Genomic DNA, 12,684 nt, shown 5'->3' with positions numbered 1-12,684 from the left:
TGGAAGTCCAGGCCGTGCACTGGTAGGTCACGGCCAGCGCCCTCCCGACCGCGAACACGAAAACGGCCGCCAGCGTGAGCTGGCGGCCGTTCTTGGTGCAGCGCAGATGCGCGCGAAAAACTAGCTACGCCACTTGTTGACCATGGGGCAGTCGAACGGGTCGCGTGCCTGGAGGCCGACGCGGTTGAGGTAGTCGATGACGATGCCGTAGGACTGGAATAGCCCGGTCTCGGTGTACTTCACGTCGTGCGTCTCGCAGTGAATCATTGTCAGCTCGCGGGTCTTGGCCAGGTGCGGGCGTGCCATGTTCGGGAACAGGTGGTGCTCGATCTGGTAGTTCAGGCCGCCCATGAGGATGGTCATGAACCAGCCGCCTCGAATGTTGCGCGACGTCAAAACCTGCTTGGAGAAGAAGTCAACCTTGGCATCGGCCGGAATGATCGCCATGCCCTTGTGGTTCGGCGCGAACGAAGCGCCCATGTAGACGCCGAATACGGCCATCTGAACAGCCACGAATGCGAACGCCATGCCCAGCGGCAGGAACAGGAAGACGGGCACCAGGTAGATCACGAAGTGCGCGACGATCAGCGACAACTCGGTCCACTTCTGCTTAGTAGTTCCGTTCGCGAACAGCGACGCGACGGAACGGTAGTGAAGGTTGTAACCCTCGAAGGTGAGTAGCGGGAAAAACAGGTAACCCTGCTTGCGCGTGATCGCGGCGAGCAGACCGGTGGCCTTCTGAGCATCCTCATCAACGAACGAGATGGTGTCCATCTCGATGTCGGGGTCCTTGCCCTTGGTATTGGGGCTCTGGTGGTGACGCGAGTGCTTGTTCATCCACCACTGGTAACTGATGCCCACGGCCAGCGTCGAGATCCAGCGGCCCAGGCGGTCATTCTTTGGGCCCGAGTCGAGGATGACGCGGTGCGAGGCCTCGTGGCCGAGGAATGCGGCCTGCGTGAGCCAGAGGCCCAGCGCGCCGGCCATCAAGAGCTGGAACCACGAGTCGCCTAACAGGATGAAACCGGTGATGATCCCGCCTAGCGCTAGCGTGAGCACGGCCGCGGAGCCAATGTAGAACGCATAGTGACGGCGGAGGAGTCCGAGGTCGCGGACGGTGCTGGCGAGTTCGGTGAACGTCGACGTGATCGAGTTCACGGGGAACGGCCACGACGTCACGGTCGCGGTCGGAGCAAACCCTGCTTCGGGTGCGGCTTGATTCGGCATGTCTCTCCTGAGATATCGGACAACGACTTCTCAGTCGAGGACTGGGTGGAACACCCTTGGTTCAGTTCCCCTAATCCTACGGTGCCGTAGGTTAGATGGCTAGTGCGGAACGCCTGGTTTGGAAAAGTCACGCAATTACGTGGGCAAAAGCGACACGAACTAACTCAAACCACGACACTCCGACGGCCGATGCCTGGTGTCGTTACGCTTCTGCCATGACCTTTGCAATTCTCGCCACCATCGGCGGCCTGGCCATTCTCGCCTGGAGCGCCGACAAGTTCGTACTCGGCGCCGCAAGTGTGGCTCGCTACCTTGGTATGGCCCCGCTGCTCATCGGAATGCTGGTGATCGGGTTTGGCACCTCCGCCCCGGAGATGGTCGTCTCCACGTTTGCGGCCGTTGACGGCAATCCCGAGCTAGCCATTGGTAACGCCCTGGGGTCAAACATCGCGAACATCGGACTGATCCTGGGTGTCACTGCGATTGTCCTGCCGATCATGGTTCACCGGGGAATTCTGCGTAAGGAACTGCCCGTCCTCATTGCCGCCACCGCCGTCGCATGGCTGTTGATGCTGGACGGCACGATCTCGACCGCCGACGCATCGATCCTGCTAGTGCTGCTGCTGGTGCTTATCACCTGGTCTGTAATGTCCGCGCGAGCGCACCGCAGTGACAACTTGGCTAAAGAGGCTGAAGTCGAGACCCACCCGACCAAACTCAGCAAGAAGGCAGCGTGGACCTGGCTGGTAGTCGGACTGGTACTGCTAGTTGCCGGCTCGCGGCTCCTGGTGTGGGGGTCCGTTGAGATTGCCCGCTCGCTCGGCTGGTCGGACCTCGTCATCGGTCTGACCGTTGTCGCGATCGGAACCTCTGCTCCGGAGTTGGCCGCATCGCTGGCGGCCGCGCGCAAGGGCGAGAACGACCTCGCGCTGGGAAACATCATCGGCTCCAACCTATTCAACACCCTCGGTGTGATCGGAATCGCCGGTGTGATCACGCCCATCGCCGTCGACAGCGAGGTGCTGACGCGCGACCTGCCCATGGTCGGAATCATGACCATCCTGTTGGTGGTGTTCGCTTGGGGGCGGATGGGGCGCGGCCGTATCAACCGCATTGAGGGATCAGTACTGCTCGTGGTTTGGATTGCCTACACAACGTTGCTGCTTGTGACGGCTGGCTAACGGTGCCGTATAACCTGACGTCATGAGTCAAGAGAGCGCTGGAGCGCCCCTGCTTCCGGGCGCCAACCCCGAGGTGGCCGTGCCCGCGATTGCGCTGCGCAAGCTCACCAAGCGATTCGGTGCCACGCTCGCTGTAGACGCGATTGACCTCGACATCCCCGCGGGCTCCTTCTACGGCGTGGTGGGGCCTAACGGTGCGGGCAAGACCACGAGTTTGTCGATGGCGACGGGACTGATGACCCCGGACTCTGGGACGGCGTATATCCATGGAGTTAATCTCTGGACCGCTCCCGACGAGGCGAAGCGGATGCTGGGGGTCCTCCCCGACGGGCTGCACAGCTTTGACCGCCTGACTGGCGCTGAACTCATTTCCTATGCCGGGCTACTGCGGGGCATGGACCGCGGCACCGTACTCGAGAGGCGCGATGACCTGCTCGCAGCGCTCGACCTCGATAGTGCTGGGCGCACATTGGTCACCGACTACTCGGCGGGCATGACCAAAAAGATCTCGCTCGCGTGCGCTCTAGTGCATGCCCCACGAGTCTTAGTGCTTGACGAGCCGTTCGAAGCCGTCGACCCCGTCTCCGCGGGGGCGATTCGCCGCATCCTCACGGCCTTCGTTCAGTCGGGAGGCACAGTGGTGATGTCCTCCCATGTGATGGCGCTGGTCGAACGGCTCTGTGATCGGGTCGCAGTCATTGGTGGCGGGCAGATTCTGGCCGAGGGCACACTCGACGAGGTGCGCGGCGGGCGCGAGTTGGAGGACCGGTTCGTGGACCTCATCGGCGACGTGGCAGATAAGCGAGACCTGACGTGGTTGCGTCAGTCCTAGCGGTTAAGTTCCGCACACAGCGTCACGTGCTGGAGCGAGAGCGCTGGCGAATCCTGATTGTCATCGGCGGCGCACTCTGGATGCTTGTGCTGTTGCCGTGGACGTTCTGGGGCGCGAGTGCGCTCACAGGGGAAAGCTCGGAGTTTCGGCAGGATGTGCTGGTGGGGGTCGTTCTGCTGTTGACGCTCGGCTGGGTGAGCGTGCCGATTCTGATCACCGGACTCGATGACACGCTCGACCCGGGGCGCTTCGCATCCTTTGGGGTGAGTGCTCGCAGGATCATGGCCGGCCTTACCGTTGCGGCGTTGCTCACCATTCCTGTCGCGTTCTTCGTCGTGTTCTTCCTCATCCTGACCTCGGTGTGGCGCGACGGCGGGGCCGGAGCCGTCACCGTTGCGATAGCGGGGGCATTGCTCACCGTGCTGTCGCTGGTGTTCGTTGCCCGCGTTGCAGCGATGTGGAGCACTCGGGTGCTCGCATCCCGCCTCGCACGGGGCGCGGCCATTGCCATGATCGCCGTGGGACTCGCGCTCGTGGCACCGCTGGCCTGGGTGCTTTTCAGCGACGGCTTGGATGCGGTGCTGGAGAACTATCTTGTCGTGTTCCTCGACCAAGCCGCCGTGACACCGCTCGGGGCAGGGATGTCTGCCCCCAATGCCGCTGCTGCGGGTGACTGGTGGGGCGTGGCGTGGCGGCTCGGTGAGCAGGTGCTGTGGGTCCTAGTTTTGTGGGGCGCGTGGCGGGCAAACGTGACGCACGCGTTGGTTCATCCAAAGTTTCGAGGAGCAGGAACGCGTCGCAGGGAGGACACGATCATTGCCTCGGCCCAGCGGTCGCGAATCCGTGGGGTGCTTCCGCCCATGTCGGTCGCGGCCACTGCCGTCCGGTCGCGCCTGCTGCGCTATTGGTTCTCGGATCCCCGCTACCTCGCGAACATGATGGGAGTGTTCGTATTTCCAGTGGTGTTCATAGCGCTGGTGATGCCGGTGACGGGACTGGATGTCCGCTGGTCTTTCGCGGCACCGGTGCTACTCGCCGCGTCCATAGGGTGGGGCCGCCACAACGACGTGGCCTACGACTCGAGCGCACTTTGGCTGGATGTGGTTTCAGGCCGCATCGGAACCGACGTGCTTCGCGGCAGGATGTCCGCCATCGTCGCCTGGGCGCTGCCCGCGACCCTCGTGGCCTGCGCCGCGATCGTCATGTGGAGCGGACTGTGGCACATTGCTCCAGCGCTGGTGGGAGCGTGCGTCGGGGTGCTCGGGCTCACGCTGGGGGTAGCTGCGGTGTCCTCGGTGTTGTTTCCGTACAGGGCGCCGGCACCCGGTGAGAACCCGCTCGGAGCGGAGGTGGGTTCCGTAGGTGCTGGCCTAGTGGCCCAGTTGGTGTCCTCCACTGCCACAGTGGTGTTGTTGCCACTGGTGATCGTGCCCCTGGTGCTGGCGCTGGCGGTGGATCCTCGCTGGGCGTGGTTGGCATGCGCTGCGGGGTTTGCCATGGGGCCCATCGCATACATTGCCGGGGTGCGTGTCGCCGGCCGCGCCTACGACTCCCGAGCGGGCAGACTGCTTGCGGCGGTCACGTAGGCGAGCGCGCATGATGGCGGCGCACGTCGTACCATGGTGCGCATGAGCGAGCCTATGACCCCCGCACCCGAGACCGGCCTCCCGCAGGGCGGCACCGCCACGATAGAGCGCACCACGGTACGTGAGCTAGCAGAGCCCGGCGACGCGGAACGCTTCTCCCACTACGTGCGCAAAGAGAAGATCATGGAGTCCGCGATGAGCGGCGAGCCCGTGATTGCTCTGTGCGGCAAGGTGTGGACCCCTGGTCGCGACCCGCAGAAGTTCCCGGTGTGTCCGCAATGCAAAGAGATCATCGACGGCCGCTTTGGCCCGCAGGACGGCGACGAGTAGTCACAACCGACCCGGCTTACCCACTCAGGTAACGACGCATCGGCTCAATGCGGGGTGGTGAGGCCGCCGCGCCGTAGGCTAAGAGCGTGGATTCCCAGGAACAGCTCGAGCCCGAGGGCAACGTCGCAACTCGCCTGGACGATGCCTGGGTCACCATCGTGTGGAATGACCCGGTCAACCTGATGAGTTACGTCACCCACGTCTTCCAGAGTTACTTTGGCTTCACCCGCCAGGCGGCCGAGGCGCGCATGCAGGAAGTACACGAGAACGGCAAGTCCGTGGTGTCTTCTGGTGGCCGCGAAAAAATGGAGGTCGACGTGCAGGCGATGCACGGGTACGGCCTGTGGGCCACTATGCAGCGGAGCGGTCAGTGAGGGGATTCACCGAGCGCGACGGCGTGGCCGTCGCCGAACTGGACGAGGACGAGCGGGCCGTGGTGGCGCGCATCGTGGCCGACGTGGGCCTGCTGTTGGGCGGCGAGGCCTTCGGAATGCACTCCGAGCCCGTGCGCCCAGAGCGAGACGAGGCGGACGAGATCTTCGCGCACCTGGCTGGGCTAGAGGACTCGCTCACCGAGCCGGACGACCCCGCTATTTTGCGCCTGCTGCCTAATGCCGCGCCCACCGACCGGGAGGTGGCGAGTGAGTTCCGCCGCCTCACTGAAGGCGAGCTGCGTGATACCAAGGTCACCAGGCTACGCAAGATGTGGGAGCAACTCAGCGAGGACGGACCTGAGTGGGAGGTGGAGCGGCAGGACGCGATGGCGACCGCGGCGGCGCTCACCGATATTAGGCTGGTGCTCGCCTCGCGACTTTCCCTCGATTCCGACGAGGACGCGGACCGGCTTCACACGGAGATTCAGCTCGCCGAACACGCACTCGACACGGATGCCGAGGACGACCTGATGGTGGACCCCGAGCGGGTGTGGCTCGGCATGCTCTACCAGGCGCTCACGTGGCTACAGGAGTCTCTCGTGACGTTCGTCGTCAGTAGCGAGGAAGGGGAACGCAATGAATGACTCGCCGATCGGTGTTTTTGACTCCGGGGTAGGCGGCCTTACGGTTGCGCGCGCCATCATGGACATGATGCCAGCAGAGTCAATCCACTACGTGGGCGACACCGCGAACGGTCCCTACGGCCCGTTGCCCATCTCCGCCGTACGCACGCACGCGCTCGACATCATGGATCAACTCGTGGAAGACGGTGTGAAGCTATTGGTCATCGCCTGCAACACAGCGTCGGCCGCCGTGCTGAGGGACGCTCGCGAGCGCTTCAGCCGCGAACGCGGCGTGCCCGTTGTCGAGGTCATCGTTCCCGCCGTTCGGCGCGCAGCCGCACAAACAAAGTCGGGGCGCATCGGCGTTATTGGAACCACCGCCACCATCACCTCCGGCGCATACGACGATGCGCTAGCAGCGGCCCCCGACGTCACCCTCTTCTCTCAAGCTTGCCCTAGTTTCGTGCCATTGGTGGAGAGCGGCATTACGACTGGCCCGCAGGTTGTCGAGGTGGCGCGTGAATACCTTGCACCGCTGCAGGACGCGGACATCGATACATTGATTTTGGGCTGCACTCACTACCCGATGCTGCAGGGAGCGATTGGCTACGTCATGGGGGAACGGGTGACGTTGGTGGACAGCGCCACGGAGACGGCAATCGACGTGTTCCGAGCGCTGGCCGCGAATGGCCTCGAACGTACGGCCTCGGCCCCGCCGGCCCACCGCTTCTTTGCGACGGGGGAGCGCGCCGACTTCGAGGCCCACGCTCAGCGCTTCCTAGGGCCCGTCGTCAGCCAAGTGGAATCGTTGGGCTCATGAGGCTGACGGTGGTGGGCTGCTCGGGCGCGGTGCCAGGACCCGCTTCGCCCGCGTCCTGCTATCTCATCGAGGCGGACGACGCCGAGGGCCGGACATGGCGTGTGGTGCTAGATCTTGGCTCTGGTGCGTTCGGTGCGCTGCAGCGCTATTGTGACCCACTTGAGGTCGACGCGGTCGCGGTCTCACATTTGCACCATGACCACTGCGCTGACCTTGCCGCGTTGCATACGTACCTCTCGTATCATCCAGACGGCCCGGGTGAGACGCTCGTGTACGGCCCCTTCGGCACCGCCAGTCGTATCGACGAGCTGCGCGGCGAGGGCAACCGCACGCGCGCGCTGACTATGTTCGCGTGGCAGGCGGGGACCCCGGTGCGGGTGGGCCCCATGACAATCCACGTGGAGTCCGTGATTCACCCCATCCCCGCCTACGCGATGCGCATCGAGGGTCCAAGTGAGTTGGAGTCGCGTGCCCAGGCGGTGATCGCGTACTCCGGGGACACGGACCTGTGTGCCGGGCTGAAGAAGGTGGCCTCTAACGCCGATGTGTTCCTGTGCGAGGCCAGCTTCCTCGACAGCGACGATGCGCCCGAAGGGATGCACATCACGGCGCTGAACGCGGGGAGGGTCGCGCAGCAGGCCGCGTGCGACCGGCTGATTGTCACGCACCTGCCGCCGTGGGGCGACCCGAACGCCACGCGACTTGAGGCGGGGACGCACTACCGCGGGACCCTCGATATCGCGCGCCCCGGCATGCATATCGTCGTCTAGCCTCGCATCGCCTAGGCTCGTGGCATGACTACTCCCCGCGCCGATGGCCGTTCCCTTGACCAACTCCGCCCCGTGAGCTTTGAGCGCGGCTGGCAGTCCTCCGCAGAGGGCTCGTGCCTGGTGACCTTTGGTGGCACCCGAGTGCTGTGCTCCGCGTCGTTCACCGAGGGAGTGCCGCGCTGGAAGAAGGGCTCCGGCGAGGGCTGGGTCACCGCCGAGTACGCCATGCTTCCGCGCGCCACTGATACGCGTAACGGTCGTGAGTCCGTGCGCGGAAAGATTGGCGGCCGCACCATGGAGATCAGCCGCCTGATTGGGCGCTCGCTGCGCGCGATTGTCGACGTCAAGGCGCTGGGTGAGAACACCATCGTGCTCGACTGCGACGTGCTACAGGCCGACGGTGGCACCCGCACGGCATCCATCACCGGCGCCTACGTGGCGCTCGCGGACGCGATCGCCTGGGGCAAGGCCAACGGCGCCATCAAGGCGGACGCCAACCCGCTGACTGACTCGATCTCCGCGATTTCCGTGGGGATCATCGACGGCCTGCCCATGCTGGACCTGCCCTATGAAGAGGACTCGCGGGCGGAGACGGACATGAACGTGGTGATGACCGGCTCCGGCGGATTTGTCGAGGTGCAGGGCACCGCTGAGGGCAAGACCTTCTCCAAGGCCGAGCTCGACGAGCTGCTTGAGCTAGCAACGACCGGCAACCTGGAACTGACGCTTATGCAGCAGGCGGCGCTCGCGGTCGACTTGGGCAAGTAGCCATGACGGCCGAAGCATCGGGCGGCGCCGGCGCTGGTGTGCGCCTCGCGATCGCGACACACAATGCCCACAAGGTGGGGGAGATCTGGTCCATTCTCGAACCTCTCGTCCCGGGCTTGACCCGCGAGGAAGTAGCCGATGCCGGATCGCTTGGCGCCCCGGCTCCCGTCGAGGACGGGGTTACGTTTGAGGCGAACGCGCTGATCAAGGCGCGGGTGCTGTGCGAGGCGACGGGGGTGGCCGCCATTGCGGACGACTCCGGCATCTCCGTGGGCGTCCTGGGAGGGGCACCCGGAGTGTTCTCCGCGCGCTGGGCAGGCTCACACGGGGACGATGCTGCGAACCTGCGGCTACTCCTCGACCAGCTGGGCGACGTGCCCGACGAGCACCGGGATGCGCAGTTTGTCTGCGCCGCGGCGCTCGTGACGCCGGACGGCCACGAATACGTCGAGGTGGGTCGCATGCTGGGTCACGTGACGCGCGAGCCTGCTGGAGGCGGTGGATTCGGCTACGACCCCATCTTTGTGGCCGAGGGCTTCGACGTGACTACTGCGGAGATCACTGGCGAGCAGAAGAATGAAATCTCGCACCGCGGGGCCGCGTTCCGCGCGTTGGCCCCCCACGTCGCAGCGCACCTCTAGGCCTCGTAGGGTTCCAGGTTGCGCGCGTCCGGACGGTGAAGTGGCCGAGCTGACCGTCTGAACGCACACTCGGTGCGTTCAGACGGAGAACTTAACCGCCTATCCGTGTGAACGCACACTGGAGGGGCGGGCGGAAGCTGGCCCAAGCATCGTCCGTACGTAGGCGTGGACCGAACGCAGCGAGGCTACGGAAGGACGCCGCAGTGGGCGAGCGCCTGACGTAGCAGTACGTCCTGGCCACCGGTCATCTCGCGAGCGACCTCTTCGCTGGCGGCCTCCTCGGGGCTGAGCCACACGATGTCGAGGGAGTTCTGGCTGGGCTCACAGTCACCATCGACGGGAACCACAAACGCCAATGCGACGGCGTGCTGGCGAGTGTCGGTGAACGGCCCAAAGCCAGGGGTAGGGAAGTACTCCGCGACAGCGAACGGCTGGGGATTCGTGGGAATGCGGGGCAACGCGACGCTACCCAGGTCTTTCTCGAGGTTGCGCATCAGTGCCTCGCGGATGCGCTCGTGGTGCAGGACACGCCCGGCAACGATGGCGCGAGACATCACACCGTCGTCCACACGCAGCAGGAGGCCCACCTCGGTGAGTTCGCCCATGGGGTTGATCCGCACGGGAATCGCGTTGATATAGAGCAGCGGAAGCTCGCCGCGAATCTGCTCGAGTTCGTTCTCGCTGAGCCACCCTGAGGGTTCGGACGGGAGTTCGGCCATGTCGGTCATACCCTCTGTTCTACAGGGTCTCCGCGTGGCCCACACGATGCGCGCCGAGGCATGCCAACCTGGGGTGGGAATGAAGCGCTGCGAAGTCGCGTTACAGCGACCAGAGGGACAGCCCCCACAAGAGAGGAACAGATGGCAACCGTAGATTTGACCACCGAAACGTTTGACGAAATTGTGAGCAAGGACGGCATTGTCCTCGTTGACTTCTGGGCCGAGTGGTGTGGCCCCTGCAAGCGCTTCGCTCCCATCTTCGAGCAGTCCTCGGAGGACAAGACCGAGATCGTGCACGCCAAGGTTGACACCGAGGCTCACCAGGAGCTTGGCGCCAAGTTCGGCGTCACCGCGATCCCCACGCTGATGGCGTTCCGCGACGGCGTCATGGTCTTCAACCAGGCCGGCGCGCTTCCCGGCCCCGCGCTTCAGCAGCTCGTTGAGGCAGTCGAGACGCTCGACATGGACGAGGTCCGCGCCAAGATCGACGAGCACGACGCGGCCGAGCACTAAAAACTAAGGTCGCCGTCACGCCGAGAGGCGCGCGGACGACGCAACGAAGAAGGCCCCCACCCGGTAACCCGGTGGGGGCCTTCTTCGTCTCTGAGCGTCGCGGGTCAGAAACACCGCAAGGTGGTGCGCGAGGCGGGACTTGAACCCGCACGTCCGAAGACACTGGTTCCTAAGACCAGCGCGTCTGCCAATTCCGCCACTCGCGCGTGCGCGGCTCTACCGAAGCAGGCCGCGCGTAAAGAATACGCGATGGCAGGGTCATGCCTCAACGTTCGTCACGAGACAGGAGTGGCTGCTGCGCATCCTTTATCGTGACGAGGAGTCAATCCCCAGGTCACGACGCAACTTGGCCACGTGGCCGGTCGCCTTGACGTTGTACTGCGCCAGCGCGATGCGACCGTCTTTGTCCACCACGAAGGTGGAGCGGATTGAGCCGGTGACAATCTTGCCGTACGAATTCTTCTCGCCCCACGCGCCGTAGGCGTCCTGCACGGTCTTCTCCGGGTCCGACACCAGCGGGAACGTCAGCCCCTCCTCAGTACGGAACGTCGCGAGCTTCTCTGGGGTGTCCTTGGAGATTCCCACCACCTCGTAGCCTGCGGCGGCAAGTGCGCTCAGCGAGTCGCGGAAGTCGCAGGCCTGAGTGGTGCAGCCAGGAGTCATTGCTGCGGGGTAGAAGTACAGGATCACGTTCTTGCCGCGGTGCTCGGTCAGCGTGAACGTGCCGTCGTCGGTGGGTGCGGTGAAGTCGGGGGCTTCATCGCCGATGCTCAGTTTATTTTTGCTCATACGTTCCACGATATCGCCCGGGGGCGGCTTGCAAAACAGCGCCAACACACGTGGATTTCACACCTCGCCCATGTGCCTGCTAAAGTTGTCAGTCGCACCGGTTGACGGTGTGAATGCGCCATTAGCTCAATTGGCAGAGCAGCTGACTCTTAATCAGCGGGTTCGGGGTTCGAGTCCCTGATGGCGCACAGTTAGACAGAAGGGCCCGGTCCACATGGACTGGGCCCTTCTGCGTGTGGCTAGGTGATGCGATAGGCGGTGCGATCGCAAAGGGGCAGCCAGCCGTCCTCAGGACGCCACTCCCACGAGATGCGCTGAGTGTTCCCGTCGCCACTAAACACAATCGTCGCGCGGCTCGCGAGCGAAGGCAGGCAACGCAAAGAGGGCCCGGTCCACATGGACCGGGCCCTCTTTGCGTTGGGGGAACGACTAGCCGAGCGAGCCGTCAGACGAGAACACGAGTCCCAGGGCAACCTGTCCCTGCTGGATCGCGGTCTTGGTCAGCGGGCCACCGGCGTCCAGCGACTGGAAGTCATTGAACTCCAGACCGTAGGTGTCCTGGAGGCCCAGCTGGCACTGCACTCGCTCGGGGCACTCGGGAGGTCCACCAAGCGAGATAGGTCCGCAGGTGGAGGCGAGTTCGCTGAGCGAGGTGACGCCGTACTGCTCGGCAAACGCCGTGGTGACGGCGAAGGCATTCTGATCCTGAGCGGCGGACGCTTCCGCGTACTTAAGCCCCGCGTCGCCACCGAGTTCGGTGAGTGCCGCGACAGTCGCGGTGATGTCGCCGGAAGCAACCGGTTCGGCACCGTCGCCATTTGCGGCGATGTTGAAGTACTCAGCGGCGGTGGCTGCGTACTCGGGCACAATGTTGACCTCACCGGAGATGAGCGCAGGCATATAGGTCTCGCGGTTACCCACGTCTCGGACCTCAACGTCATAACCAGCGTCGCGCAGAATGACTGCATAGATTTCCGCCACGGTGATGTTCTCGGTGAAGTTCGCCGCACCAATGATCACGTCCCCGGAGCCGGTGGTGGGCGCCTTGAGTGCGTTGTCATCCACCCACTGCTTCGCGACGTCCTTGGACGTCTGACGGTCGATGTCGACGGCCTTGTTCAGTGCGATCAGCTGGTCGGTGTCCAGTGCTGCGGAGACCACATTGAGCGCCTCAGCCACGGCGGGCTGAGCGTCGTAGAACTCTGCGCCGATCTCAGGGATCAGGTTGTCTGAGTTTTGCAACTGCTGGTCGTCGGCAAGCACCACGAGGTTGTCGCCGGGTACGGGCAAGCATTCCTGGGCCATGGCCGAGTCGCTCGTTGCCGGGGTAGAGGTGTGTGACGTAGACGGTGCCGCGGATGCGTCGTCGTCGGAGCTAGAAGAACAGCCGGCAAGCGCAAGAACTGCTACTGCCGAAGCGGCCATAAGGCCTTGTCGGATGTGCATGGGGACTCCTCGTTATTAGGGACGGACACCTTGAGAACCACGCTGCGGTGGCAATTGTTCCCCGC

Annotated in this window: 15 protein-coding genes and 2 tRNA genes; 12 read left to right on the top strand and 5 right to left on the bottom strand. The window is 64.2% G+C overall.

Annotated elements, in window-relative coordinates:
- Positions 1-120: 120 nt before the first annotated feature.
- Positions 121-1,227: a fatty acid desaturase family protein gene (locus AOP77_RS02005; protein ID WP_084622159.1), complete on the bottom strand. Its 1,107-nt coding sequence runs from the start codon at positions 1,225-1,227 to the stop codon at positions 121-123.
- Between the two features lie 215 nt (positions 1,228-1,442).
- Here AOP77_RS02005 and AOP77_RS02000 point away from each other — a divergent pair, with 215 nt between their 5' ends.
- The 10 genes from AOP77_RS02000 (at position 1,443) to rdgB (ending at position 9,152) form a co-directional block, all read left to right on the top strand.
- On the top strand, positions 1,443-2,408 hold the full coding sequence (locus AOP77_RS02000) for a calcium/sodium antiporter (protein WP_062208683.1): 966 nt from the start codon (positions 1,443-1,445) through the stop codon (positions 2,406-2,408).
- A 22-nt stretch (positions 2,409-2,430) separates the two neighbouring features.
- Complete coding sequence (locus tag AOP77_RS01995; protein ID WP_062208680.1) at positions 2,431-3,240, top strand: ABC transporter ATP-binding protein; 810 nt, start codon at positions 2,431-2,433, stop codon at positions 3,238-3,240.
- Positions 3,222-4,826, top strand: a complete 1,605-nt coding sequence (locus AOP77_RS01990; protein ID WP_062208677.1) for a hypothetical protein — start codon at positions 3,222-3,224, stop codon at positions 4,824-4,826. Before AOP77_RS01995 ends, AOP77_RS01990 begins: the two co-directional genes overlap by 19 nt.
- A gap of 42 nt (positions 4,827-4,868) precedes the next feature.
- Positions 4,869-5,156: a DUF3039 domain-containing protein gene (locus AOP77_RS01985; RefSeq protein ID WP_062211332.1), complete on the top strand. Its 288-nt coding sequence runs from the start codon at positions 4,869-4,871 to the stop codon at positions 5,154-5,156.
- Between the two features lie 86 nt (positions 5,157-5,242).
- A complete protein-coding gene (gene clpS / locus AOP77_RS01980) occupies positions 5,243-5,530 on the top strand; it encodes an ATP-dependent Clp protease adapter ClpS (RefSeq protein ID WP_062208674.1) in 288 nt (95 codons plus the stop codon).
- Positions 5,527-6,174 (top strand): DUF2017 family protein, encoded by a 648-nt coding sequence (locus tag AOP77_RS01975; RefSeq protein ID WP_062208671.1) that lies wholly within the window; start codon positions 5,527-5,529, stop codon positions 6,172-6,174. The genes clpS and AOP77_RS01975 overlap by 4 nt, the downstream gene beginning before the upstream one ends.
- Positions 6,167-6,973: a glutamate racemase gene (gene murI, locus AOP77_RS01970; protein WP_062208668.1), complete on the top strand. Its 807-nt coding sequence runs from the start codon at positions 6,167-6,169 to the stop codon at positions 6,971-6,973. The genes AOP77_RS01975 and murI overlap by 8 nt, the downstream gene beginning before the upstream one ends.
- The gene (locus AOP77_RS01965) at positions 6,970-7,743 is read left to right on the top strand and encodes an MBL fold metallo-hydrolase (RefSeq protein ID WP_062208665.1); all 774 of its coding nucleotides are present in this window, start codon (positions 6,970-6,972) and stop codon (positions 7,741-7,743) included. The genes murI and AOP77_RS01965 overlap by 4 nt, the downstream gene beginning before the upstream one ends.
- A gap of 24 nt (positions 7,744-7,767) precedes the next feature.
- Positions 7,768-8,511 (top strand): ribonuclease PH, encoded by a 744-nt coding sequence (gene rph / locus AOP77_RS01960; protein WP_062208662.1) that lies wholly within the window; start codon positions 7,768-7,770, stop codon positions 8,509-8,511.
- Between the two features lie 2 nt (positions 8,512-8,513).
- Entirely contained in the window at positions 8,514-9,152 is a 639-nt protein-coding gene (gene rdgB / locus AOP77_RS01955) for an RdgB/HAM1 family non-canonical purine NTP pyrophosphatase (protein WP_062208659.1), read from the top strand.
- Between the two features lie 185 nt (positions 9,153-9,337).
- Here the strand turns inward: rdgB and AOP77_RS01950 are convergent, their stop codons facing one another.
- Positions 9,338-9,880, bottom strand: coding sequence for a DUF4916 domain-containing protein (locus AOP77_RS01950; RefSeq protein WP_152649731.1), 543 nt, complete (start codon positions 9,878-9,880; stop codon positions 9,338-9,340).
- Between the two features lie 132 nt (positions 9,881-10,012).
- On the opposite strand from AOP77_RS01950, the gene trxA reads away from it, so the two are divergent.
- Positions 10,013-10,384 (top strand): thioredoxin, encoded by a 372-nt coding sequence (gene trxA, locus AOP77_RS01945; protein ID WP_062208635.1) that lies wholly within the window; start codon positions 10,013-10,015, stop codon positions 10,382-10,384.
- Positions 10,385-10,505: 121 nt separating this feature from the next.
- Here the strand turns inward: trxA and AOP77_RS01940 are convergent.
- Together AOP77_RS01940 and bcp are read right to left on the bottom strand one after the other, a co-directional pair.
- Positions 10,506-10,590, bottom strand: a tRNA-Leu gene (locus AOP77_RS01940).
- A 100-nt stretch (positions 10,591-10,690) separates the two neighbouring features.
- Entirely contained in the window at positions 10,691-11,173 is a 483-nt protein-coding gene (gene bcp / locus AOP77_RS01935) for a thioredoxin-dependent thiol peroxidase (RefSeq protein ID WP_062208632.1), read from the bottom strand.
- A gap of 115 nt (positions 11,174-11,288) precedes the next feature.
- Between bcp and AOP77_RS01930 the strand changes: the two genes are divergently transcribed.
- A tRNA-Lys gene (locus AOP77_RS01930) sits at positions 11,289-11,361 on the top strand.
- 241 nt (positions 11,362-11,602) lie between these two features.
- On the opposite strand, the gene AOP77_RS01925 is transcribed toward AOP77_RS01930, so the two are convergent.
- Positions 11,603-12,619: a glycine betaine ABC transporter substrate-binding protein gene (locus tag AOP77_RS01925; RefSeq protein ID WP_201774077.1), complete on the bottom strand. Its 1,017-nt coding sequence runs from the start codon at positions 12,617-12,619 to the stop codon at positions 11,603-11,605.
- Positions 12,620-12,684 lie beyond the last annotated feature (65 nt).

The sequence above is a fragment of the Demequina oxidasica genome, assembly GCF_000975115.1.
Taxonomy (GTDB): domain Bacteria; phylum Actinomycetota; class Actinomycetes; order Actinomycetales; family Demequinaceae; genus Demequina; species Demequina oxidasica.
The sequence above is the reverse complement of the archived record's forward strand: the minus strand, read 5'-3'. Positions and strand labels throughout refer to the sequence as shown.

Coding starts and splice junctions, on each gene's coding strand:
- AOP77_RS02005 (WP_084622159.1), bottom strand. CDS start 1,227: ATGCCGAATCAAGCCGCACCCGAAGCAGGGTTTGCTCCGACCGCGACC.
- AOP77_RS02000 (WP_062208683.1), top strand. CDS start 1,443: ATGACCTTTGCAATTCTCGCCACCATCGGCGGCCTGGCCATTCTCGCC.
- AOP77_RS01995 (WP_062208680.1), top strand. CDS start 2,431: ATGAGTCAAGAGAGCGCTGGAGCGCCCCTGCTTCCGGGCGCCAACCCC.
- AOP77_RS01985 (WP_062211332.1), top strand. CDS start 4,869: ATGAGCGAGCCTATGACCCCCGCACCCGAGACCGGCCTCCCGCAGGGC.
- murI (WP_062208668.1), top strand. CDS start 6,167: ATGAATGACTCGCCGATCGGTGTTTTTGACTCCGGGGTAGGCGGCCTT.
- AOP77_RS01965 (WP_062208665.1), top strand. CDS start 6,970: ATGAGGCTGACGGTGGTGGGCTGCTCGGGCGCGGTGCCAGGACCCGCT.
- rph (WP_062208662.1), top strand. CDS start 7,768: ATGACTACTCCCCGCGCCGATGGCCGTTCCCTTGACCAACTCCGCCCC.
- rdgB (WP_062208659.1), top strand. CDS start 8,514: ATGACGGCCGAAGCATCGGGCGGCGCCGGCGCTGGTGTGCGCCTCGCG.
- AOP77_RS01950 (WP_152649731.1), bottom strand. CDS start 9,880: ATGACCGACATGGCCGAACTCCCGTCCGAACCCTCAGGGTGGCTCAGC.
- trxA (WP_062208635.1), top strand. CDS start 10,013: ATGGCAACCGTAGATTTGACCACCGAAACGTTTGACGAAATTGTGAGC.
- bcp (WP_062208632.1), bottom strand. CDS start 11,173: ATGAGCAAAAATAAACTGAGCATCGGCGATGAAGCCCCCGACTTCACC.
- AOP77_RS01925 (WP_201774077.1), bottom strand. CDS start 12,619: ATGCACATCCGACAAGGCCTTATGGCCGCTTCGGCAGTAGCAGTTCTT.